Source organism: Sphingobium sp. GW821-FHT02B05, assembly GCF_059421905.1.
Genome location: NZ_JBWKVW010000001.1, coordinates 1281281 through 1304087, shown reverse-complemented (window position 1 = coordinate 1304087; position 22807 = coordinate 1281281). Strand labels below are relative to the sequence as shown.

24 protein-coding genes are annotated in these 22807 nt (G+C 65.5%); 12 read left to right on the top strand and 12 right to left on the bottom strand.

What is annotated here, in order from left to right; all coding sequences use genetic code 11:
* Positions 1-14: 14 nt before the first annotated feature.
* The 3 genes from AC07UX_RS06635 to AC07UX_RS06625 are packed head-to-tail and all read right to left on the bottom strand — an operon-like array spanning position 15 to position 2559.
* Positions 15-341 carry a DUF423 domain-containing protein gene (locus AC07UX_RS06635; RefSeq protein WP_495191152.1) on the bottom strand — a complete coding sequence of 109 codons (327 nt, stop codon included), beginning with the start codon at positions 339-341 and terminating at the stop codon, positions 15-17.
* Complete coding sequence (locus AC07UX_RS06630) at positions 338-2137, bottom strand: cation:proton antiporter domain-containing protein (protein WP_495191151.1); 1800 nt, start codon at positions 2135-2137, stop codon at positions 338-340. Before AC07UX_RS06630 ends, AC07UX_RS06635 begins: the two co-directional genes overlap by 4 nt.
* Positions 2137-2559, bottom strand: coding sequence for an iron-sulfur cluster assembly scaffold protein (locus AC07UX_RS06625; protein ID WP_495191150.1), 423 nt, complete (start codon positions 2557-2559; stop codon positions 2137-2139). The genes AC07UX_RS06630 and AC07UX_RS06625 overlap by 1 nt, the downstream gene beginning before the upstream one ends.
* Before the next feature lie 101 nt (positions 2560-2660).
* Between AC07UX_RS06625 and AC07UX_RS06620 the strand changes: the two genes are divergently transcribed.
* Together AC07UX_RS06620 and AC07UX_RS06615 are read left to right on the top strand one after the other, a co-directional pair.
* Complete coding sequence (locus AC07UX_RS06620; RefSeq protein WP_495191149.1) at positions 2661-3116, top strand: YaiI/YqxD family protein; 456 nt, start codon at positions 2661-2663, stop codon at positions 3114-3116.
* 2 nt (positions 3117-3118) lie between these two features.
* Positions 3119-4306, top strand: coding sequence for a BaiN/RdsA family NAD(P)/FAD-dependent oxidoreductase (locus tag AC07UX_RS06615; RefSeq protein ID WP_495191148.1), 1188 nt, complete (start codon positions 3119-3121; stop codon positions 4304-4306).
* Positions 4307-4393: 87 nt separating this feature from the next.
* Here the strand turns inward: AC07UX_RS06615 and AC07UX_RS06610 are convergent, their stop codons facing one another.
* Complete coding sequence (locus AC07UX_RS06610) at positions 4394-5140, bottom strand: LytR/AlgR family response regulator transcription factor (protein ID WP_495191810.1); 747 nt, start codon at positions 5138-5140, stop codon at positions 4394-4396.
* A 35-nt stretch (positions 5141-5175) separates the two neighbouring features.
* Entirely contained in the window at positions 5176-6285 is a 1110-nt protein-coding gene (locus AC07UX_RS06605; protein ID WP_495191809.1) for a sensor histidine kinase, read from the bottom strand.
* A 161-nt stretch (positions 6286-6446) separates the two neighbouring features.
* Between AC07UX_RS06605 and AC07UX_RS06600 the strand changes: the two genes are divergently transcribed.
* The 6 genes from AC07UX_RS06600 to AC07UX_RS06575 all read left to right on the top strand — a co-directional run bounded on the left by AC07UX_RS06600 (position 6447) and on the right by AC07UX_RS06575 (position 9352).
* Entirely contained in the window at positions 6447-6665 is a 219-nt protein-coding gene (locus AC07UX_RS06600) for a hypothetical protein (protein ID WP_495191147.1), read from the top strand.
* Between the two features lie 80 nt (positions 6666-6745).
* A complete protein-coding gene (locus AC07UX_RS06595) occupies positions 6746-7000 on the top strand; it encodes a hypothetical protein (protein ID WP_495191146.1) in 255 nt (84 codons plus the stop codon).
* 55 nt (positions 7001-7055) lie between these two features.
* Positions 7056-7415, top strand: coding sequence for a winged helix-turn-helix domain-containing protein (locus tag AC07UX_RS06590; protein WP_495191145.1), 360 nt, complete (start codon positions 7056-7058; stop codon positions 7413-7415).
* Between the two features lie 47 nt (positions 7416-7462).
* Complete coding sequence (locus tag AC07UX_RS06585; RefSeq protein WP_495191144.1) at positions 7463-7819, top strand: STAS/SEC14 domain-containing protein; 357 nt, start codon at positions 7463-7465, stop codon at positions 7817-7819.
* 370 nt (positions 7820-8189) lie between these two features.
* Entirely contained in the window at positions 8190-8738 is a 549-nt protein-coding gene (locus AC07UX_RS06580; RefSeq protein WP_120252089.1) for a hypothetical protein, read from the top strand.
* A gap of 422 nt (positions 8739-9160) precedes the next feature.
* Positions 9161-9352, top strand: a complete 192-nt coding sequence (locus AC07UX_RS06575; protein WP_495191143.1) for a hypothetical protein — start codon at positions 9161-9163, stop codon at positions 9350-9352.
* A gap of 63 nt (positions 9353-9415) precedes the next feature.
* Here AC07UX_RS06575 and epsC read toward each other — a convergent pair whose 3' ends face one another.
* The 3 genes from epsC to AC07UX_RS06560 all read right to left on the bottom strand — a co-directional run bounded on the left by epsC (position 9416) and on the right by AC07UX_RS06560 (position 12455).
* Positions 9416-10330, bottom strand: coding sequence for a serine O-acetyltransferase EpsC (epsC, locus tag AC07UX_RS06570; RefSeq protein WP_495191142.1), 915 nt, complete (start codon positions 10328-10330; stop codon positions 9416-9418).
* A 96-nt stretch (positions 10331-10426) separates the two neighbouring features.
* A complete protein-coding gene (locus AC07UX_RS06565) occupies positions 10427-11812 on the bottom strand; it encodes a sensor histidine kinase (RefSeq protein WP_495191141.1) in 1386 nt (461 codons plus the stop codon).
* On the bottom strand, positions 11802-12455 hold the full coding sequence (locus AC07UX_RS06560) for a response regulator (protein ID WP_495191140.1): 654 nt from the start codon (positions 12453-12455) through the stop codon (positions 11802-11804). The genes AC07UX_RS06565 and AC07UX_RS06560 overlap by 11 nt, the downstream gene beginning before the upstream one ends.
* A 109-nt stretch (positions 12456-12564) precedes the next feature.
* Between AC07UX_RS06560 and AC07UX_RS06555 the strand changes: the two genes are divergently transcribed.
* From AC07UX_RS06555 to AC07UX_RS06540, 4 genes are read left to right on the top strand one after another with little or no spacing between them, the layout of a single operon-like run.
* Positions 12565-13638, top strand: coding sequence for an ABC transporter substrate-binding protein (locus AC07UX_RS06555; RefSeq protein ID WP_495191139.1), 1074 nt, complete (start codon positions 12565-12567; stop codon positions 13636-13638).
* Complete coding sequence (locus AC07UX_RS06550; RefSeq protein ID WP_495191138.1) at positions 13638-15131, top strand: OprO/OprP family phosphate-selective porin; 1494 nt, start codon at positions 13638-13640, stop codon at positions 15129-15131. The genes AC07UX_RS06555 and AC07UX_RS06550 overlap by 1 nt, the downstream gene beginning before the upstream one ends.
* Before the next feature lie 34 nt (positions 15132-15165).
* Entirely contained in the window at positions 15166-16473 is a 1308-nt protein-coding gene (locus AC07UX_RS06545) for a CitMHS family transporter (protein ID WP_495191137.1), read from the top strand.
* Between the two features lie 59 nt (positions 16474-16532).
* Positions 16533-17612, top strand: a complete 1080-nt coding sequence (locus tag AC07UX_RS06540; protein ID WP_495191136.1) for an AbrB family transcriptional regulator — start codon at positions 16533-16535, stop codon at positions 17610-17612.
* Here the strand turns inward: AC07UX_RS06540 and AC07UX_RS06535 are convergent.
* The 4 genes from AC07UX_RS06535 to lnt form a co-directional block, all read right to left on the bottom strand.
* Positions 17596-18249, bottom strand: a complete 654-nt coding sequence (locus AC07UX_RS06535; protein ID WP_495191135.1) for a YjbE family putative metal transport protein — start codon at positions 18247-18249, stop codon at positions 17596-17598. The two genes, AC07UX_RS06540 and AC07UX_RS06535, sit on opposite strands and share 17 nt — an antisense overlap.
* Positions 18250-18596: 347 nt before the next feature.
* Entirely contained in the window at positions 18597-19292 is a 696-nt protein-coding gene (gene trmB, locus AC07UX_RS06530) for a tRNA (guanine(46)-N(7))-methyltransferase TrmB (RefSeq protein ID WP_495191134.1), read from the bottom strand.
* Between the two features lie 669 nt (positions 19293-19961).
* Entirely contained in the window at positions 19962-21161 is a 1200-nt protein-coding gene (metK, locus tag AC07UX_RS06525) for a methionine adenosyltransferase (RefSeq protein ID WP_495191133.1), read from the bottom strand.
* Between the two features lie 56 nt (positions 21162-21217).
* A complete protein-coding gene (lnt, locus tag AC07UX_RS06520; protein WP_495191132.1) occupies positions 21218-22807 on the bottom strand; it encodes an apolipoprotein N-acyltransferase in 1590 nt (529 codons plus the stop codon).

Genomic DNA, 22807 nt, shown 5'->3' with positions numbered 1-22807 from the left:
CAGGGCATAAAGGCTCAGCGCTGGGCGAAGGTCCAGGCGGCCCAGAGCCAGCCCGCGATCATCAGCGTGCCGCCGATCGGGGTGATAGCGCCCAGCCATTTGGGGCCACCCAATGCCATGACATAGAGGCTGATCGCGAAGATGGCGGCACCGGTGAGCAGCAAGGCCGCCGCGCCGCGCGTGACCCCGGTGATCGCCAATGCCGCGACGGCATGGATCAGCTGGTAGAGGCCGCCAGTGCGCAGCCATTCGGCAGCCTTGGGATCGGCGACGCCATGGGCGCCGAAAGCGCCGGCCCCGATGGCCAGCGCGGCCGACAGGCAAGCCAGTATCGCGATCATGCTTCTTCTCCATCCCCTCTGCTGAGCAGGCGCATGCCCTTGCCGGGCCGATACATCAAGTCCTTGGCCGCGAGGAGATTGCCATGTTTGGTCTGGAGCGCGAGCCGTTGCGCATCATTGGCGCGATATTGGCGCTCGACCTCCTCGACCTCGCCATCCGGGACGCCCATTGCCTGCATTGCCTGAACGCCCATGCAGATGGCCGATTCATAGACTTCACGGACCGTGCCGGCGAGGTCCATATCCTGCAATTCCAACAATTGCCGCCGGTCGAAGACGCGGACCATGAGGGCCGCCTGCGGGAAGGCTTGCGCGATCGGCTGAAGCGCGCGCGAATCGAGGGCTGGATCGTCGATGCAGAAGGCGATCAGGCGGGCCTCTTCGGCGCCGGCGCGATGGAGCAGGTCCATGCGGGTGCCGTCGCCATAATAGACCTTCATGTCGAAGCGGCTCGACACTTCGATCTGGGCGGGCTTCTTGTCGATCAGCACGACGCCGAAGCCATGGCCCATCAGCATCTGCGCCACGGTCTGGCCGAAGCGGCCATAGCCCACGATGATGGCGGAGCCGCGCGGTGCATCCTCCGGCCCCGGCAGGTCGTCATGATCCTTGGGCTTGGCAAATTCGAAGCGGCGGGCGAACAGCATCAGGAACGGCGTCGTCGCCATGGAAAAGGTGACGATGGCGCTGAACAGGCTGGCGGCCTGCGGGGCGATCAGCAGGGCGTTCTGTGCCTGGGCGAAGAGGACGAAACCGAATTCGCCACCCTGCGACAGGAGGAGGCCAGCGCCCAGCGCCTGTTTCCAGGCCATGCCGAACAGGCGGGCGAGGCCGGCGATGATCGCCGCCTTGGTCGCCACCAGGATCGCGGCCATGGAAAGGACGAACAGGGGGTTTGCGGCGACGGTGCGCAGGTCCAGCACCATGCCGACGGCCAGGAAAAAGAGGCCGAGCAGGATGGAGCGGAAGGGTTCGACGTCGGCCTCAATCTCATGCCGGTAGGGCGAATCGGCGAGCATCACGCCCGCGACGAAGGCGCCGAGCGCGGTCGAGAGGTGCAGGCTGTGCATCAGCGCGGCAGCGGCCAGCACGGTGAAGAGGCCGACGGCGACGAACAGCTCACGCTCGCCCATGTGGCCGACCAGGCCAAGCAGTGGGCGCAGGATGAAGCGGCCCGCCAGAACGAGGCCGGCGATGGCGGCGAGAGTATAGGCGGCCATCATCCATCCGGGCGGGCCACCGGCATCGGCTGGGTTGCGCGAGAGGGCGGCGACGATGGTGATGAGCGGGACGATCGAGAGATCCTGGAACAGCAGGATCGAGAAGACCTTTTCGCCAAAGGGCGAGTTGATGCGGCCGCTGGATTTGAGGCCTGGCAACACCTGCGCGGTGGAGGAGAGCGCGAGCGGCAGGCCGAGCGCGATCGCCGCGCCCCAGCTGAAGCCGGTCGAATAGAAGATGATGGCGGTGAGGACGCAGCCGCACAGAACCACCTGCGCCAGGCCGAGTGCGAAAATGTCGCGCTTCAGGCGCCAGAGGCGGGCGGGGTGCAGTTCCAGGCCGACGAGGAAGAGCAGCAGGACGATGCCGATTTCGGCGATGGCAAGCTTCGATTCCGCGCCGCCGACAAGGCCCAGGCCCTGCGGCCCGACCAGCGCGCCCGCCACGAGATAGCCGAGCACGGCGCCGAGGCCGAAACGGCGAAAGAGCATGACGAAAAGGACGGCGGCGCCAAGCAGGATGACGCCTTCGGAGAGGAGAACGTCGGTCGCGCTGACGGGAGCATGCGCCTCCATCAGGCGTCGGCCTGCCGGGCGGCTTGCGCAATCGCTTCGAAGCCAAGGCGGATCGAAGCGTGACGGGCGGGGTAGCCGCGTGCCGGGGCAAGCACGGCAAGACCCGGCCAGAAGTCGAGATCCTCGCTGTCGCCCGAGAGGTACGCGGCGAGCTTGTCGCGGGCGTCGGCCAGTTCGTCGGCGGTCAGGCCGATCGCATGGCCGGCCATCAGGGCGGCGGAGGCTTGGCCGAGCGCGCAGGCCTTTACGTCCAGCCCCATGGCGGACAGGCGGCCATCGGTCATGCGCACATCGGCCGTCACGCGCGATCCGCAGGTGGGGGAACGCTTTTCCACGGTCGCGTGCGGCGCGTCGAGACGCCGGTGATGCGGGATGCCGGCAGCCAGCCGCAATATGTCTTTATTGTAAAGGGGGGCATTCATGCGCATCCATGTAGGGCAGGAATATCGCGGGGTGAAGGCGGCACTTGGTCCGACAAGAAATAAGCTGGCCTGATGCGTTCGGCCCGCCTATCGCCCACCCCATGAAGATATTGGTCGATGCCGACGCCTGCCCCGTGAAGGAGGAGATCTACAAGGTCGCCTGGCGGCATGAAATAGCCGTGACGATCGTGAGCAATAGCCCGATCCGGATTCCCGCGCATCCTTTGCTGGACCGCGTGGTGGTGAGCGACGGGTTCGATGCGGCAGACGACTGGATCGCCGAGCGGGCCGATGCGAGTTCCGTGTGCATCACAGCCGATATCTTGCTGGCGGACCGCTGCCTGAAGGCCGGCGCAGTGGTGATCGCGCCCAATGGGAAGCCCTTCACGCTGAGTTCGATCGGCGCGGCGGTGGCGACGCGGGCGATCATGGCGGACCTGCGCGCAGGGGCCGTGGGCGATCCGATCGGCGGGCCGCCGCCCTTCGGCAAGGTCGATCGGTCGCGCTTTCTTCAGGCGCTGAACGAGGCGCTGGTGCGCCTGAAACGGGGGCGGTGACGGTGGCCGGCGCTAATGAGGGCAATTGGGATGCGATCGTGCTGGGCGCCGGCGCGGCCGGGATGATGTGTGCCGCCACCGCCGGGCAGCGGGGCAAGCGCGTGCTGCTGGTCGATCATGCCGAGGCGGTGGGCAAGAAGATCCTGATATCGGGGGGCGGGCGGTGCAATTTCACCAATATCCATACCGCCGCCGATCGTTATCTGTCGGCCAATCCGCATTTCGCCAAGTCGGCGCTGGGACGCTATACCGCGCAGGACTTTATCGGGCTGGTCGATGCCTATGGCATCGCCTGGCATGAAAAGACGCTGGGGCAGCTGTTTTGCGACGGGTCGGCGAAGCAGATCGTGGCGATGCTGTCGGAGGAATGTGCCAAGGGTGGTGTGGCGCTGGCTTTGGGGCAGGCGGTTGCGGATATCGACCATGGCGATGGGTTGTATCGGGTGAAAGTGGGCGGCACGGTGCATCGCGCGCCGGCGCTTGTGCTGGCGACCGGCGGGCCTTCCATCCCCAAAATGGGGGCGACCGGCTTTGCCTATGACGTGGCGCGGCATTTCGGCCTTGGCATCGTGCAGCCGCGTCCGGCGCTGGTGCCCTTCACCCTGGGGCCGGAGGAGCAATTATTCCAGTCGCTCTCAGGCGTGTCGGCCGATGTCGAGGTACGGTGGAACAAGACGCGCTTTCGCGAGGCGGCGCTGTTCACGCATCGCGGGCTGTCCGGACCGGCGATGTTGCAGATATCCTCCTACTGGCAGCATCGCACCGCCATTCAGGTGAATTTCCTGCCGGATCGGCCGGCCGACTGGTTGCTGGCGGAGAAGACCGAGCGGCCGCGGGTGAGCCTGCGCCGGGTGTTGGCGCAGGCGCTGACCGAGCGGTTGGCCGATGCGCTGCTGGAGCGGTTGGCGGTGCAGGGCGAAATGGGTGCGCTGACCGACAGGGTGCTGCGGCAGGTGGGGACGCGGCTGAGCGATTGGGCATTCGTGCCGTCGGGAACGGAGGGCTATGCCAAGGCCGAGGTGACCGTGGGCGGGATCGCCACCGCCGGTCTGTCGTCGCGCACGATGGAGGCGGCCAAGGTGCCGGGCCTGTACGCGATCGGCGAGGCGGTGGACGTTACCGGATGGCTCGGAGGCTATAATTTCCAGTGGGCCTGGGCCAGTGGGGTTGCGGCCGGGCAGGCGATTTAAGATGTCGCGTTCCCCGGCGAAAGCAGGGGCCCAGTTTAGAGGGCGGGACTGGACCCCGGCCTTCGCCGGGGAACGGCGTCGCGTCTATTACCGCCCCGTCATCGCCCGTGCGTTGGCGAGGAAGGTGCGGCCGATGCGGATTTCGCCGCCATCGGTCAGCGCGGCGAACCACACGCCGCTGCCGTCGTGGCGCAGCCGGGCGATATGGTCGCGGCGCACGATATGACTGCGGTGCAGGCGGACGAATTGCTGCGGGTCCAGCCGCTCCTCCAGGCTGCTGATCGTCTGGTGCAGCAGATAGCTGTGGGTGCCGACATGCAGGCGCATATAATCGCGCTCCGCTTCGATTCGGTCGATCTGGTCGGTGGCGATGCGGATCAATTCGGAGCGATACGGTACCCAGAATTCCTCCGCCCATTCAGGGCTGGGTTCGCTGGTGATGGCGGGCGCGTCGGTCACGGACTGGTTGCGCAGCGCCGCTTCCACCCGGTCGATCGCGCGGGTCAGCCGGTCATGGGCGACAGGCTTTAGCATGTAATCGACGGCGGCCAGGTCGAACGCCTCCACCGCAAATCCCTCGAACGCGGTGACGAAGATGACGGCAGGGCGGATGCCCATGCGGCCCACGGCGCGGGCGACGCCGATCCCGTCGAGCAAGGGCATCGCGATGTCGAGAAGGACGAGGTCGGGCTTTAACCCCTCGATCAGGCGCAGAGCGGCCTCTCCATCGGTGGCGGTGCCGACCAGCGCGATGCGCGGTTCGCGGGCGCAGAGCATCTGGAGGCGTTCGACGGCGAGCGGTTCGTCATCGACGATCATGGTGCGGACTGGCATGGTGCCAACTGGCATGGTGCGGATGGACATGGGCGTCAGCAACCCCGGCGGATGATGGGCAAGGTAAGGAGGACGGAGAAACCGTCCCCTTCGCGCGCACCATAGACGATGCGGCCCTGATCGCCAAAACGGGCGGTCAGCCGGTCGCGCACATTGACCAGGCCGATGCCGCTGCCAGCGTCCGTATCGCCGGGCGGATTGTCGCCATCGTCGGTCACGGCGATGTGGATGAGGTCGCCATCCTCGCGTGCGGTGATGGTGATGGTCACGGGACTTGAGGTGCGGGACACGCCATATTTGATCGCATTTTCGACCAGCGGCTGGAGGATGAGGCCGGGGACGCAGGCGTTCATCAGCGCGGGCGGGATGTCGATGACGGTGGTCAGACGGTCGGGGAAACGGACCGCCTCGATATCCAGATAGAGTTTCTGGAGATGGACTTCCTCCTCCAGCGGAACGTCGTCCAGCGGATCGCCGGTCAGGCTGGTGCGGTAGAAGTTGGAGAGCGACATGATCATCTGCTCCGCATCGTCCGGCTTGTTGCGCATGACCAGGGTGGAAAGGGAGTTCAAGGTGTTGAACAGAAAGTGCGGGTTCACCTGATACCGCAGGGATCGCAGTTCGGCCTGCTGCGCGGCGCGTTCCAGCCGGGCGGCGCGGCGTTCGGTGCGGTGCGCTTCGCTGGCGTAGGAGAGGGCGAGATAGAGGCCGGCCCAAGCGGCGAGGAAGAAATAGCGCGTCATCGCATCTTCGACGATGGAGATCAGCACATAGCCTTCCTCGATCGCCTTCTTCTTCATTTCCGCGTCGGGAAAGAGGCTGATCGGATCATAGACGTTGAAGATATAATAGTTGGCGGCCGCCATGGCGAGCGCGAAGGGCGCGGCGAGCGAGAAGGCGGCGACGAACCGGACTGCCAGCGGCTTATAGTCGAACCGGCGCAGCGCCAGATAGAGGATCCAGGTGACGATGATGCCGATTACCGCCACGACCATGCGGCGGGCAGCCATTTCCCACTGCGCGTCGAAGCCGACGACGATGGCGCGCAGGGTGACGATGATGGTGTAGAAGAACCAGAAGCCCAAAATGGAATAGAGCGCGATCGACGGCGCGACGCCGCGATCGTCTTCGGGAAGATCAGTCATCATGGCTTTCTACGCCGGGATGTGGCGAAAGTCTCTAGCTGCCCGTGTTGCTGGTCGAACTGGCGGCGGCGTTGGTCGAAGGGAGGCAAGGCCGAAGACGCAGGCGGAACCGCGCCACTGGCCTGTCCGTTGATCCTCCGCGAAACCACAGGAGAGAAACGATGACGGACAAGCAGAAGGATGTGCGTCCGAACAGCCGCGAAGAAGCGGGCGACGATCGGGTGAGCGATGCACAGGATCATGTGCTTCATCCCGAAGAGAAGCGGGACGAGAGTTTGAGGGATTCGATGGATGCGTCCGACCCGCCATCGACCGCCAAGCCCGGCGACAAGGGCGATCCGGTGCCGTCTTCCGGTTTCAATAACGATGAGGACCGATAGCTCCGACCGAAACGATATGCTATCCTGACAGGCGGAAGAGCGACAAAGCGCCGCCCCTTTTTGAGAGGAGTATGCCATCCATGCCGACGTCCACAACCCCCGCCATCGAACGCATCGCCCGCGTTCTTGCCGGTCGGCAATTGAGCCTGAACGGGGGCGGGCAAGATCCGCATGCGGCAGGCGCGGTGGATGCCGCTTGGCCCGACCATGTGGATGACGCCTATGCCATTTTGCATACGCTGCGCGAACCGGACGCGCAGATGGCGCAGGCCGGCGATGTGGCCGTATGGCGCGCGATGATCGGCGCAGTGCTGGAGCGGCGGGCGGGCGCCTGAAGCCGACGGAGCGACTGGCCTTGGCCGCCCCGAACCGCTAAGGCGCGGCAGGCCGATGCTGAAGATCAAGATCCAGATATATTGCGGCGACCAGATCGCCATGGGACCGGGCAAGGCCGACCTGCTCGATGCGATTGCGGCCGAGGGGTCCATCTCGGCAGCCGGGCGGAAATTAGGTATGAGCTATCGGCGGTGCTGGTTGCTGGTCGATGTAATGAACCGATGCTGGGCCGAACCGCTGGTCACGACGTCGAGCGAAGGCGCGCGGTTGACCGAGAGCGGGACTGCGATCCTGGCGGCCTATCGCACATTGCAGGCCAGCATGGACGGCACCGGATCGCCGGGTGCGGCGGCGCTGGAACAGCGTTTGCGGGACGCGCCGCTGGCAGCGCAAGTCGCTCCGCCGCATAGATAATCTTTCGGTAACGCCTGTTGGGCATGGAGTGCGGCGGAGGCTTTCCCATGTACGACATCCGATTCCGCCATGACATCAATCTGCTCGACATCGCCTGGCACGGCCAGTTCACCAGCGAGGGTGTCGCCGCCTATGCCCGCGAAGTGAAGGCTCAATTCGTGGCGGAGGGGTTCGCGCCCGGCTATCGGTTGCGGATGGACATGAGCGGCAGCGCGGTACAACCGCAGGATGCGGTCGCAGCCTTCCGCGAGCATCTGGGCGAGGGGCTGTTCCCGCGGGCGTCGCGGATCGCCATCGTCACGCCCAGCATCATCGCCACCATGCAGGTGCGGCGGGAGATGACCCAGGATTATATGCGCATCTTCGCGCAGGCCGACGAGGCGTTGGCGTGGCTGCTGGAATAAAGGGCTGCGATAGGGCGCCGATGGCTTTTTGTTCCCCGGCAGACTCCGGGTCCAGTTCCAAGCTCTCGATTGGGCGCCGGCCTGCGCCGGGGACGGAAATTTGTCGGCGCATATCATTGCTGTTCGATAGGAGACAGCGAGTTGGACAATGTGAACGCAGGGTTTGCGTGTTATTAGTTAGCTAACTATTTATTCGGGATGACATGATATTCATGCGTTTCAACGGCCTGTCGCAGTCACGAAAGTTTCATGTTGCGCCGCAAAAAGAAATCTGGTCCGTTGTGAATAGCGGTGGAACAGGCGCTTAAGCCTTCAGTAACCATAGAGGGCGCATGTTCCATCCTACGACTTCAAGTCGGAGGGCATGAACATGGGTACGAGTGCAAGACCGGCGGATGGGGCGATCACCCTGGCGGAACTGCGTGAATTCGCGAGCTTCCCGTCTGCCACACAACGCTATATTCGCCGATCGCTGGATATCGGGCTGCATCGCCGCGACGCGATGAAGCTATGGTCCCGCGACATGGTGGAGGAAGCGTCGATCCGCGCACAGGCGCGCATCTACGGGCGACTGGACGAGATCAAGGCGCGCGTACCCGATGACAGCGGGCTGGAGCAGGTGGAGCCGTTCATGGCGCCCCTGGTCACCATTTCGGCCTTCGACCTGGGCCAGGATCGGCTGAGCAGCTTTTCCGCCTATCGTTTCCTGTACGAACGCCTGCTGGGCGCGGGGTCGCGGCCTTGGTTGCCGGGCGCTTTCTGCGCCGCCGCCAGCCTGCCGCATCTGCATCCCGAAAAGCGGCGCGCGTTGCTCCAGTCGATCAGCGAAGCGGCGGCGACGGCGGTGGGCTGGTCCAATCGCGAACCGACCTTCTACCCCGAATGGGTGGAAAAGGTGGATCTATCCAAGGCGAACTGAGCGCAAGCCGTTTTGCCTGACGAAAGGGCCGCGTGAAGTGGGGGCTTCGCGCGGCCTTTTGCATGGGCAAGGGGAATGGGTGGCTTTTTCGATGGGCGACATATCCACGCCCGGCCGGAGGTCAGGGGAGGGCGCAGGGCTGTGCGGGATTGCGTGGTCGGGCAGGCTGGCCGGACAATCATCATGGGCGTCCGGGCAAATGACCCTGCCCGCATTTTGGGGCGATGATTGAGCGTGGCAAATATGCCTATGAGGACATCTCACTGGTCCGCCGGCTCCTGCTGCCTAGCATCGCAACATATGGCGGGACCGGTCGGAAATTTGGGGCGACCCGACCGGGATTAGGTCCGATGCCTCTTGGCAAAAGCGCACGCGGCATGGACCATCATCATTCGACAACCGATCATCATGGAGGCCAGTTCATGACCATCGAAACCCGATTGCAGGCTCTCAAAGCGCGTATCTCCGCGATATTGAACGACGATCTGCGCTATGCCGTAGCGGAACGCATCCGCGAACTGGGCTATATCGACCTGCGCGACTTCTTCCAGGCACGGCCCGTGCTGGCGCATGTCCATGCGCTGGAGCGGATGCTGCTGATGGCGCGTGCGTGATGGTGCTGGGACGGCCGGTCCATCCCGGCCGTCCCAGCACGGTCATCTGACTATCCTTCGCTTCTAGCCCGGCTGGCGGATGATGGGGGGCGGGGCTTCGACGATGCTGCCGGCGGGCACGTCGCTGCGCAGCCACAGATTGCCGCCGATCCGCGATCCCGCGCCGATCGTCACTCGTCCGATGATGCTCGCATTGGCATGAACGATCACGTCGTCGCCCAATATGGGGTGGCGCGGAACGTCGTGGCGGCCCTCCACATCCGGGTCGCCCCCCAGCGTCACGCCCTGATAGAGGCGCACCCGGTCCCCGATGATGGCGGTTTCGCCGATCACGACGCCGGTGCCATGGTCGATGAAGAAGCGGCCGCCGATCGTCGCGCCGGGATGAATGTCTATGCCGGTGCGTTCATGCGCGATTTCCGCGATCACCCGCGCGACGATCGGCGCGCCGAGGCGATAGAGGAGGTGGGCGATGCGGTGGTGGATGACGGCGGTGAGGGAAGGGTAGGCAAGCAGCACTTCGTCCACGCTGCGCGCGGCAGGATCGGCGGCATAGCCGGCCTCCACATCGCTATCGAGCAGGCGGCGGATATCGGGCAGGCGCGCGGCGAAGATGCCGATCGCCCGTTCGACCTTCAGCGCGATCGCTTTCTGGTCGCTGTCGGGGGCGTCATAGCCCAGCTCCAACCGGATCTGCGCCGCGAGTTGCGACAGGGTCGATTCGAGCGAGGCGCCGACATAGTTGTTTTCATTCTGCGCGGTGAGTTCGGGCGGGCCGAAGCGCAGCGGAAAAAGGGCGATGGCCAGTTCGTTGCTGATTCGCTTGAGCGACTGGCGCGAGGGGAAATGGACGCCCTGTTCGGCATGACGGGCATGGCCCGCGCGCCAGTCCAGCCGCGCCTGATGCAGCGCATCGACCACGAGGTCGATCTGTTGCGGGAACTGGATGCCGTCGGCGGGCAGGGAAGAGCTGGTCATGAAATGTCTCGGATGATGAAGCACTGCGCACCGCTATATCAATTGAATTGGTAGTGAATGGAGCGCTTTTATCCATCCCGCCCGAAAGCTGGGGTTTCAGGCGGGATGGTGGGCCGGGAAGCGGACGGTGATGCAGGTGCCCGGCGCGGCGTTGGACATGCTGACATGCGCGCCCATGCGCTGGGCCGCCGATTGCACGATGGCAAGACCAAGGCCGGTGCCGTCCGGTCCGGTCTGGCCGGCGGCGCGGAAGAAGCGTTCGAATATGCGGGATCGGTTTTCCGGCGCGATGCCCGGGCCGTCATCCTGCACGGATAGCGTGATTTCCGTATCGGTGCGTGCCAGTGCGACGGTGACCGTGCCGCCGCGCCGATTGTAGCGGATGCCATTGTCGATGAGGTTGGCGAGGATTTCGAAGATCAGCGTCCGGTGCGCCCGCACGGGATAGCTGTCGCCATCCTGCGCGTCCAAATTCAGTTCGACATCGGCCGCAATGGCCTGGTTGATGAGGCGGCCGATCACGGCCTGGCTGACTTCCTTGAGATCGACCGTTTCGAGCGGGGGCGATACGCCGCCTTCCTCCGCGCGGGCGAGGGCGAGCAGCTGCGTCACCAGCCGCTCCAGGCGCTGGACCGCGTCGGCAATCTCGTCCAGCGCCTCATGCGAGCCGCGCCGCGCCAGTTCCACCTGCACCCGCAGCACCGACAGGGGCGTGCGCATCTGGTGCGAGGCGTCGGCGGTGAAGCGGCGCATACCGCCGGTCGCGGTGTCGAGTTGCGCCAGCATATGGTCGAAGGCGATGGCCAGGGGTTGCAGTTCGTTGGGCAGCGGCCCGGCGTCGAGCGGGGAGAAATCCGCGCGGACATTGCCGTCGCGCGCCTCCACGGTGCGGCGCAGGCGGGCGAGGGGGCGCAGGCTCCAGCCCAGCGCGGGGCGCAGCAGCAGCACGGCGACGCCGACCAGCGCCACTTCGCCCAGCAGCAGGGCGATGGTCAGCTGCCCGGCCAGCGTCTTGCGATTGTCCAATGTTTCGGCGACCTGGATCACGACCGGCTGGTCGATGCGGGGGAGCATGCGCTTCACCTCCGCGATGCGGATGCCCTGATCGCGATAGCGGGCGAAGCGGAAGCGGGGGTGGTCGACGGTCATGGTCGCCGGATCGGGCGCGGGCAGATCGGCATAGCCGGTCAGCAATGCACGCCCCACGGCGATGCGATAATAGACATTGTCGCGCTCGCTATTCTCCAGCATGCCAAAGGCGGCCGGAGGCAGGTCCAGCGTCACTTCGCCCCGTTCCACCTGCACCGTTTCGGCGATGGCGCCCAGCGCGCCGCCGAGCACCCGGTCATTGGTGCGGCGCACCACATCGGAGATGAGCGTCGCGCCGCCCACGCCGATGATTGCCGCCGCGCCCAGCAAAGGGCCGAGCATCGCTGCGAGCAGCCGGGTGCGCAGGGCGATCGCCTGAGACTTACCCGACATCGAGCATATAGCCCACGCCGCGCACGGTGCGGATGCCGGGGCCATCGGGCGCCAGCTTGCCCCGCAGGCGCGTCACATGCACTTCGATGGCGTTGCCGCCGACCGGCTCGTCGAAGCCGAAGACTTCGCCGATCAGCAGCTCGCGCGGCACCACCTGCCCGGCGCGAGTCGCCAGCGCCTCCAGCACCGCCAATTCGCGGCGGCGCAGGTCAAGGGCGCGGCCCGCCACTTCCACAGCGCCGGTGGAGCGATTGATGGTGAGCGTGCCGACGACAAGTTCCGGCGTCGGATCGCCGCCGCGCCGCCGCCCCAGCGCGCGTACCCGCGCCTCCAGCTCCTCCGGGTCGAAGGGTTTGCGCAGATAATCGTCGGCCCCCAGATCCAGCCCGCGCACCCGATCGTCCAGCGCGTCGCGCGCGGTCAGCATCAGTACCGCGACCTTTTCGCCCCGGCGGCGCAGTTCAGCCAGGACGGCAAAACCATCCATGTCGGGCAGGCCGACGTCCAGGATGACCAGCGCATAGGGTTCGCTGCCGACGATGGACAGGGCGTCTTCCCCCGTCGCGACATGATCCACGGCATGGCCCCCCGCACGGAGCAGGGCGGAAATGCTGCGCGCCAGCGCGGCGTCATCCTCGATCATCAAAATCCGAATGGGGCACCCGATGCTGAAAGGTTGGTGACAGCTTGGCTTCGTAACTGAGCCTCACATCTTATCCGGCGATAGAAACGGAAGGCGAGGAGCAGGGTTCGTGCGACGGGTTATTCAGATTGTTTCCCTCTTGGCAAGTCTGGCGGTGCCGACGGTCGTAGCGGTGGCGGAGCGGCCGGCAGGCTATCCGCGATCCTATGACCAGTTGATCGCCGACGCGCAGGCGGAACGGCAGGTCGTGGTCTATGCCAATGCCGACACGTCGGAAATGGCGCCGGTCATCCTGGCGTTCCAGCGGCGGTATCCGGGCGTGACGGTGCGCTATGCCGACCTTGGCTCCAACGAAATGTATCGCCGCTTCGTCGCGGAATCGCGAGGTCGCAAGCCATCGGCCGATCTGGTCTGGTCGTCGGCGATGGACCAGCAGGTGAAGCTGATCAACGACGGGTTCGCGCAAAGCTATACCAGCCCCGAAAAGCCGGCTTTGCCAGCGTCGGCAGTGTGGAAGAATATGGGCTTTGGCGTCACCGCCGAACCGATCGCCTATGTTTACAACAAGAAAGCAATCCCCAACCCGCCGCGCAGCCATGCCGCGCTGGAAGCGATGTTGCGCAAGGATCGCCGGGCGCTGACGGGCAAGGTCGCGACTTTCGACCCGGCGCGGTCGAACACCGGCTATCTGTATCTGACGCAGGATTTCGCGATCACAGGCGACACGCGGTCGCTGGTGGAGGCGATGGCGGCGACCCGGCCGGTCCTGTCCATCACCACCGAGCCGATGTTGCGCGGCGTGGCGGAAGGCAAGCTGTCCATCGCCTATAATGTCATCGGTTCCTATGCGGTGGAGCGGGCGCGGCGCGACCCGCGCATCGGCGTCATATTTCCGCAGGATTATACGATCGTGATGTCGCGCATCGCCTTTGTCGCGCGGGAGGCGCGGCATCCTGCCGCCGCCAAGCTGTTCCTGGATTTCCTGCTGTCGCGTCAGGGCCAGTCCCTGCTCGCCCAGCACAGCCTCTGGCCGGTCCGCGCCGACATTCGCGGTCGCCGGCTTCCTGCGGCTCAGGCGCGCCCGGTGCGCGTCGGCCCGCAGCTTCTCGCCAATCTCGATCGCCTGAAACAGCAGCGCTTCCTGCGCGACTGGAACGCGATCCTCGCTTCTGGAGCCAAATAATGACGTCCCTGATGTTGCGCGGCGCCCCCGCTTTCCGCAATGGCTGTGCCGCGCTGGCGCTGATCGCCGCCACCCCTGCGCTGGCGCAGACGCCCAGTGCCGACGAACTGGCCGCGCTGGTAAAGGCGCAGGCGGCCGAAATCGCCTTGCTCAAGGCGCGGCTGGACAAGATCGAAGGGCGGTCGGTTGCGCAGGCCGCCGCACCGGTGCCCGCGCCGCAAGTCGCGCAGCAGCAGGCGACGCCGGCGCTGGTCGTCACGCCCTTCGCGCCGCAGATCGTGCCGCCCGGTCCGGCCGACATCGACGTGGCGCAGGCCCGCGCCATCGCCGCCAACGAAGTCGGCGTGAAAACCGAATGGGGGGCAGGCCTGCCCGTCTTCCGATCGGCCGACGGCGTCTTCACCTACAAGCCGCGCGGGCGCATCCTGGTCGACGTCAGTTCGACCATGGGTTCGAAATATGATGGCCGCAACACGACCACGACCGGCATGCGCGCGCTGCGGCTGGGTCTGGAAGGCGGCGTCGGGCCGCATTTCTTCTACCAGTTCGAAAGCGACTTTTCGGAAAATGAGGTCGACATCGTCACCGCCTTTCTGGGCTATCGCAACAAGATCAGCAGCAAGGTCGATTATGACGTGCGCGCCGGGCATCTGTTCAACGATCGCGCGTTCGAGGGCAGCACCGGCTCTGACTCCACGCCGTTCCTGGAACGCGGCACGGTTTCGACCGCGATCATCCCGCAGCGCGGCTTTTACGGCATCGGCATCATGGGCCGCATGTTCGGTCCCAACTGGCATGCGTCGGTCAGCGTGACCGGCGACCGGGTCGATGGCCAGCAGGCGACCAACGACAGCCGCACCGCCGCCTTCCGCGCGCACTGGAACCCGATCAGGACCGACCGGTCGCTGTTGCATGTGGGCGCATGGGGCTTTGACGAGGCGCTGTCGTCGGCGGCGACGACGTTGACGCGCAGCACTGTGATCGGCGGGCGGTTCAATGGGGCGGTGCGGGTATCGACCGGCGAGTTGCTGGGCGGCAAATCGACCACCGGCTATGGTGTGGAACTGGGCGGCTATAGCGGCGGCCTGTGGGTGATGGGCGAAGCCGGACGGCGCGTCGCGCGCCTGACCGGCGGACGCCCCGATTTCGAGAGCAAGGCGTGGAGCCTGTCCACCGGCCTGTTCCTGACCGGCGAACTGCCCCCCTATAATCCGCGCCTTGGCAGCTTTGGCCAGCCCAACGTCATCGATCCGGTGCTGGATGGCGGGTCGGGTGCGATCGAACTGACCGCACGCTACGAAAATCTGGATTATACCGACCTTGTCCTTGGCGGCGACGGATGGGCCGCTACGGTCGGTGTGAACTGGTATCTCAACAGCTTCACGCGGATTCAGCTGAACGGCATCCATTGGCGCACCGACAATCGTGCCGGCGCCTTCACCGGCAGCGACGACGGCCAGACCGTCAGCGCGCGTGTCGGCGTGACTTTCTGATCCTTCTTCTCCTCGCCTCTTCAAGGATGCAGCGATGAATCTTGCCCTGCTCGGCTTCCTGATGGTCGCCACCTTCATGACGCTGATCATGACCAAAAAGATGACGCCGCTGGTGGCGCTGATCGTCATTCCGTCCCTGTTCGGCGTTGTCGCCGGGCAGGCGGCGGGCCTGGGCGACATGATGATCGACGGCATCAAGAATCTGGCGCCGACCGGCGTGATGCTGCTGTTTGCCATCCTGTTCTTTTCGACCATGACGGACACGGGATTGTTCGATCCGCTGGTAGGCCGGCTGGTCAAGCTGGTGCATGGCGATCCGCTGCTGATCCTGCTGGGATCGGTGGTGTTGTGCGCGGTCGTCAGCCTGGATGGTGACGGATCGACCACCTACATCATCACCTGCGCCGCGCTGCTGCCGCTTTACAAGCGGTTCGACATGAAGCGCATCTACCTCGTCTGCCTGCTGATGGTGACGAGCGGGATCATGAACCTGACGCCGTGGGGCGGGCCGACCGCTCGTGCCGCCAGTGCGCTGAAGCTCGATCCGGCGACCCTCTTCCTGCCGCTCGTCCCCGGCATGATCGCGGGCCTGGCTTTCCTGCTGGGCCTGGCCTTCTGGTTCGGGATCAAGGAGCGGCGACGCCTGGGCCATGTCCATGTCCCGCAGCGTGAGGCGGTGGACGTCGCCGACCTTGGCGTGTCGCAATATCCCGAAGCGCGCCGTCCGCATCTGCGCTGGTTCAACGCGGCGCTGGTGGTCGTGCTCTTGGGCCTGCTGGTATGGGGAATCCTGCCGCTGTCGGTCCTGATGATGATCGCCTTCGCCATTGCCATGATCGTCAACTATCCGGGCGTCGCGCAGCAGAAGGAGCGGATCGCCGCCCATGCCGGCAATGTCCTGTCGGTCGTGTCGCTGATCTTCGCCGCAGGCATCTTCACCGGCATATTGGGCGGCACCGGCATGGTGGAGGCGATGAGCAAGGAAGTGGTGGGCTTCATCCCGCCCGCGCTCGGGCCGTATATGGCGCCGATCACCGCTTTGCTGTCCATGCCCTTCACCTTCTTTATCTCCAACGACGCCTTTTATTTCGGCATGCTGCCGATCCTGGCGGAGGCCGGCGCCCATTATGGCGTCGATCCGATGGCGATCGCGCGCGCGTCGCTGATGGGCCAGCCGGTCCATCTGCTCAGCCCGCTGGTGCCGTCCACCTATCTGCTCGTCAGCCTGGCCGGCATCGACCTGGCCGATCATCAGCGCTTCACCTTGCTGCCGGCCGCCGCCGTGTGCATCGTCATGACGCTGGTGGGCATGATCGCGCTGGCTTTCCCCTTCGTGGCCTGACGGTTACGGGAGACGGCGGACGACGCGGCTAAATTCGTGAAAATATGAGGAATGAGATCATGGTCCGCCCCAACCCGATCGGATCATGGTCCAAGAGTGGAGGAATGATGCTGCGCTTCCTGGCGGCGCTGGCCGTGGGGGCGGGGGGCGGCGCGCTGTTCCTGGAGATCGGCGCGCCTTTGCCCTGGGTGCTGGGGTCCATGGCCGCCTGCGCCGTGGCCAGCGTCATCGGCCTGCCGATACAGGCGTCTTCCGCCACGCGCCGGCCGATGGCGGCGGTGATTGGCGTCGTGCTGGGCAGCAGTTTTGGCCCGCATCTGTTACCGCAGGCGCGCGAGTGGATCATCCCGCTTGTCGCGTTGCCCTTCTTTCTTGCGAGCGCGGCGCTGCTGTGCGTCACCTATTTCCGCAAGGTCGCGAAATTCGATCCGGCCACCGCCTATTTCGCCGGCATGCCCGGTGGCATCGCCGAAATGGTGGTGATGGGGGCGGAGCGCGGCGCGGACGAGCGAACCATCGGCCTCATCCACGGCGCGCGCATCTTTCTGGTCGTCTTCATCCTGCCCTTTCTGATCCGGCTGGACCATGCGCCGGTCGCCATGGCGCCAGCCGCGGCGGTGACGGGGGAGGTGGCGGACTGGACGCTCTTGGCGTGGGCGGTGGGCTGCGTGCTTGTGGGGCTGCTTGTCGGCAGGCTGCTGCGCCTGCCGGCCTGGCATCTGGTCGGGCCGCTGGCGGTGAGTGCGGCCGTGCATATGAGCGGGGTGGCCGATTTCCGCATCCCGGCATGGGCGCTGGCGGCCGCGCAGGTGGGACTGGGCGCCACCATAGGCTGCCGCTTCGTCGGGCTGACGATGAAGACTTTGCTGCGCACCGTGGCGCTGGCGGCGGGATCGACACTGATCCTGCTGGCGGTGACGTTCGCCTGGGCGGCGGGGGTCAGCGTATTGACCGGGTTGGACCCGGTGCTGCTGACCCTGGCCTATTCGCCCGGCGGCCTCGCCGAAATGAGCATGGTGGCGCTCAGTCTGGCACTGGAGCCGGGCGTGGTCATCATCCATCACCTGACCCGCGTGGTGCTGGTCCTGATCGGCGCACCACTTGGGTTCAGGGCCATGAAGATCAGAACAGGGTCATGAGGCCCGTCGCCGGGTCGATCACGCCTTCATAGATCATCTTGGCCGCGACATAGAGGATCACTGCCAGACCGAAATAGGCGATGGCGCGGTAGCGTTCGATGACGCGGGCGAGCAGATTTGCCGCCACGCCCATCAGCGCGACCGACAGGATCAGGCCGACGACCAGGATGCCGGGATGTTCGCGCGCGGCGCCGGCGACGGCCAGCACATTGTCCAGGCTCATGGACACGTCGGCGATGGCGACGGCCCAGGCGGCCTGGGCAAAGCCCCTGGGCGCAGCCTTGCCAGCGATATCGCCGGCATCTTCGGCTTCGCCGCCCGAACGCAGTTCGCGCCACATCTTCCATGCGACCCACACCAGCAGCAGGCCACCGGCAAAAACGAGGCCGACCAGCTGCATCAGCTGCGTCACGAGCAGGGCGAAGGCGATGCGCAGCACCAAGGCGGCGATGACGCCGATCGCGATCACCTTGCGACGGGAGGCGGGGGGCAGGCCGGCAGCCAGCGCGCCCACGACGATCGCATTGTCCGCCGCGAGCATGATGTCGATCAGCACGACCTGGCCGAAGGCGGCCAGGGCGGCAGGGGAGCCGATATTGGAAAAATCGGCCACGATATGGGTCCAGATGTCGTTCATAAATCCTCTCACAGGCGACGACCGGGGGCGTCGGATTGACGACTGCTTTCAGGCGAAACAGCGTGGATCGCCATGGGAAGGCGACCGGCGGCGCATAGGACAGGAAGCTGTCACCCACCTTTCAGCCGGGCGGGCTTTCGATCATGCGCGGCCTTGAAAGGCGTCACGCCCTGGCGGAGCAGAAAGCGGGGATGACAGGATGGGCTAAAGCCGCCCAGGTGCTGGAGCGGGTTCGGATTCGTGGCCGCCCATCCGGCATTGCGCGGCATGGGGGGCAGCGTCGCGTGGGGATATTTTCAAGGCCCTGAGATGCTGAAATCCGTCATTTGCGGACGTAAGCCGTTGATCTATTTTCGCCGGTAACGGAAATACCAGACTTCGTGGCCGATGCGGCGGGCCTTGGCTTCGTAGCGGGTTTCGGGCCAGCCGCCGGGGCGGGTCTGGAAATCCCTGGCTTCGCTGGCCAGCCAGTCGAAATCGGGATGACCGTTCATCACCATCAACGCCCAGCGCAGATAGACCGGATGGTCGGTGCCGAAGCGGAATTCGCCGCCGGGCTTGAGTTTGCGCGCGATCATCGCGACCGGGCCGGGGTTCATCATCCGGCGCTTGGCGTGGCGCGCCTTGGGCCATGGGTCGGGATGGAGGAGATAGACGAAGCTCAAGGCGCCGTCGGGGATGCGGGCGAGCACGTCGAGCGCATCGCCCATGTGGAGGCGGACATTGCCGAGCGCGCCGTCGCGGACGTGGCCCAGCGCCTGAACCACGCCGTTCAGGAACGGTTCGCAGCCGATAAAGCCATGGTCGGGCAGCATGTCGGCGCGATAGGCCATATGCTCGCCGCCGCCGAAGCCGATTTCGAAATGAAGCGGGCGATCGTAGCCGAAGAGGTCGGCAGCGGTCACTTCGCCTTCGGCCGGGACCGATACGGCAGGCAGGAGGGTGTCGACCAGTTCCTGCTGGCCCTTGCGGAGCTTTGGCCCCGACTGGCGGCCGTAGAGGCGGTTGAGGGTCGTGGGATCGCCGGATTTATGCGCTGTCATGGGCAGCGCCGATAGCGGGGCGGAGCCGTGGGGGCAAGCGGCGAGCGCGGAGCGGGAACAGGGTGCCCCTTCCTGCGATCCGTCGCTGTGCAGTCCGGATCGCAGGAAGGGGCGGAATGACAAGAGGCTGGCGACGATGGCTGAGGAGAAGCATCGCCGGATTTCGACGGGCATCGGCTGGAAGCCGCCCGCCGCCACATCCTTCGTCAGGTCATTTGCACTTGATGAAACGACCCTTTGCATCCTTGCAGGGCGCCTTTTTGACAGGCGGCCTGGGGGTGCATTTGACGAATTTGCCCTTCGCGTCCTTGCATGGCGCGGCAGATGCAGGAGCAACATTGCCGGCCAACAGGGAAAGGCCGAGGAAGGCGATGGCAACCGTCTTTGTCATGATGTGCCTCTTTGGGGAGAGGAGGGTGTCGGGTTTGACAGGGGTTGCAAACCCGACCCGGCTTTTATGCGCTGGACGGGGGCGGTTGCCTAATGAACTTTTCGTCATTTTACGGACAGGCGGGGTATCAAAAAGGGCGCCGAAGGCTGGTGCCCCGGCGCCCTTTTATGATGGTACGATGTGCCCACCCGCTGCGACCAACGCGCTGCGCGCGCAGGTCTCGCTGCCCTTGGCCGGAGTCACTTGCCTCCGGCCAAGGGCAGCAGGAGGGGAGCAGGTCAGGCCAGCGCGGCCTTGAGCTGATCGACCAGATCGGTCTTTTCCCAGGGGAAATAATCGCCGTCGGGGGTGCGGCCGAAATGGCCGTAGGCGGCGGTCTTCTGGTAGATCGGCTTGTTGAGGCCCAGGTGGGTGCGGATGCCCTTGGGCGTCAGCCGGACGAGGGTCGGCAGGACGGCTTCGATGGCCGAGGCTTCCACCGTGCCGGTGCCGTGCAGGTCGACATAGAGCGAGAGCGGTTCGGCGACGCCGATGGCGTAGCTCAACTGGATCGTGCAGCGACGGGCAAGGCCGGCGGCGACGATGTTCTTCGCCAGATAGCGGGTGATGTAGGCGGCCGAGCGATCGACCTTGGTCGGGTCCTTGCCGGAGAAGGCGCCGCCGCCATGAGGCGACGCGCCGCCATAGGTGTCGACGATGATCTTGCGGCCGGTGAGGCCAGCGTCGCCATCGGGGCCGCCGATTTCGAACAGGCCGGTCGGGTTGACGTAGATGGCTTCGTCGCCGGGCAGCCAGCCTTCGGGCAGGACGTCGGCCATGACGCCCTTGACGTAAGCACGCAGTTCGGCCCGGCTGTCGTCATTATCCATGCCGGCGGCATGCTGGGTCGACACGACAAGGGCGGTCGCGCGGACCGGCTTTTCGTCGATATATTCGAGGGTCACCTGGCTCTTGGCGTCAGGCTCCAGGAAGGGCACGACCTTGTTGTGGCGGTCGTCCGCCATGCGTTCCAGGATCTTGTGGCTGTAATAGAGGGTGGCGGGCATGAGGTCGGGGGTTTCGTCGGACGCATAGCCGAACATGATGCCCTGGTCGCCGGCGCCTTCATCCTTGTTGCCGCTTTCATCGACGCCCTGGGCGATGTGGGCGGACTGGCCGTGGAGGTTGTTTTCGAAGCGGAAGGTCTGCCAGTGGAAGCCATCCTGCTCATAACCGATGCGCTTGACCGTTTCGCGGACGGTGGCTTCGATTTCTTCCTGCGCGCCCGGCAACCAGGCACCGTTTTCATAGACGCCCTTGCAGCGGATTTCGCCGGCCAGAACGACGAGCTGGGTCGTGGTCAGCGTTTCGCAGGCGATGCGGGCTTCGGGGTCTTTCGACAGGAAGAGATCGACGATCGAGTCGGAAATCTGGTCAGCGACCTTGTCGGGATGGCCTTCGGACACGGATTCCGAGGTGAAGAGAAATTGATTGCGCATGTGACTCCCGTACGGTGCTTGGGCAGGTTGCGATATAAAGAAATGTTTATGTGCTATTAGCTTTTGGCTTTGCGGAGCGCAAGAGCCGCGACCAGCAGCAGGAGCGCCAGCAGTCCGGGCGACCAGTTGCCAAGGCGCGCGAAGAGCGTGGGCGGCAATGCGGGGGGCAGGCCGGAGTCGAGGAAACCGGCGCGGTTGAGGCCGAGCGCGTGGACGACATGGCCGCGCGCGTCGATGATCGCGGAGACACCGGTGGGGGTCGAGCGGATGATGGGCACCCCTTCCTCCAGCGCGCGCAGGCGGGCCTGTGCCAGATGCTGGACAGGCCCCCAGCTGCCGAACCAGGCGTCGTTGGAGGGGTTGAAGAGGAAGTCGGGGCGGTTCGCCGCGTCGATCACATGACCTGAAAAGATGATCTCGTAGCAGATCTGGATGCCCATCTTGAGCGGGGGGCGGCCGGGATTGGCGGGCAGGGTCAGGCTTTGCGGGCCCGGGCCGGGCCAGAAATCGGCGTCTCCGGGCACGAGACGGGACAGGCCGATGGGTTCGAGGATGTTCCGCATCGGCAGATATTCGCCATAGGGGACGAGGTGCGATTTCGAATAGCGGCCCGCGATGGTGGCGGCCGGGGTGACGATCCAGACGCTGTTGTTGGCGCCGGAAAGTTTGTTGACGAGGGTGCCGTCCTGTTCGGCCGGCTTGAAATAGACCTTGTCCCCGCCGGTCATCAGCAGGTCGTCGGGGCCGAGCAGGTGCGCGAGCCGGGCGCGCCAGTCGGGTTCCATGTCGAGATAGGCAGGGATCGCCGCTTCGGGCCAGAAGATGAGGCGCGGGGCCGGGCGCGGCTGGCCCGACAGGGTCGAGAGCTTGCGGAAATTGCGATATTCCGCCTCGACCGAATATTTTTCGTCCTGGCCGATATTGGGCTGGACCACGCGGATGCGGGGCGCGCCGACGGGCGTGGCTGGCGCGGGGGCGAGGTGGCCCCACAGAGCAAGCAGGGCGAGAGGCGCGGCGAACATGGCCGCGGGACGGACCCGGCGCTGGGTCGCAAGCAGCAGCGCGCCGGCGGCGAGGATGGTAAGGGCGCCCAGGCCGTAGGTGCCGATGACCGTCGCTGCGAGACCGATGCCGGTGGGCAGCAAGGTGACGCCGAGCGGGTTCCAGGCGAAGCCGGTGAAGAGGGTGGAGCGCAGATATTCGGTGGCGAGCCACAGGGCGGCGAAGAGGAGGATGAAGGATAAAGGCTCGCTTTGCTCGCCTACCCACCCCCGGCCCCTCCCTGAGAGGGGGGGGAGTTTGGCGTGCAGCCACCATGCGCCCAATGTCGCGAGGCCGGGATAGGCCGCGAGATAGAGCGAGAGCAGGAGCACCGCGCCATAACCGAACCAGTGCGGCATCGCATCCTGAAAGGTGAAGGCGTGGGCGATCCAGTTGAGGCCCAAAGTGAAATGGCCGACGCCGAACAGCCAGCCGCGCAGGAAGGCGACGCGGCGGTCGGGGGCCTGTTCGATCAGGATCAGCAACACGGCCAGGCAAGCGAGCGTGACCGGCCAGAGATTGAGCGGGGCAAAGCCGGTGGCGGAGGCGAATCCCGCCAGCAGCGCCGTGACTTTGGGGTGGCGGGCGAAGGCTTGTTTCAGCAC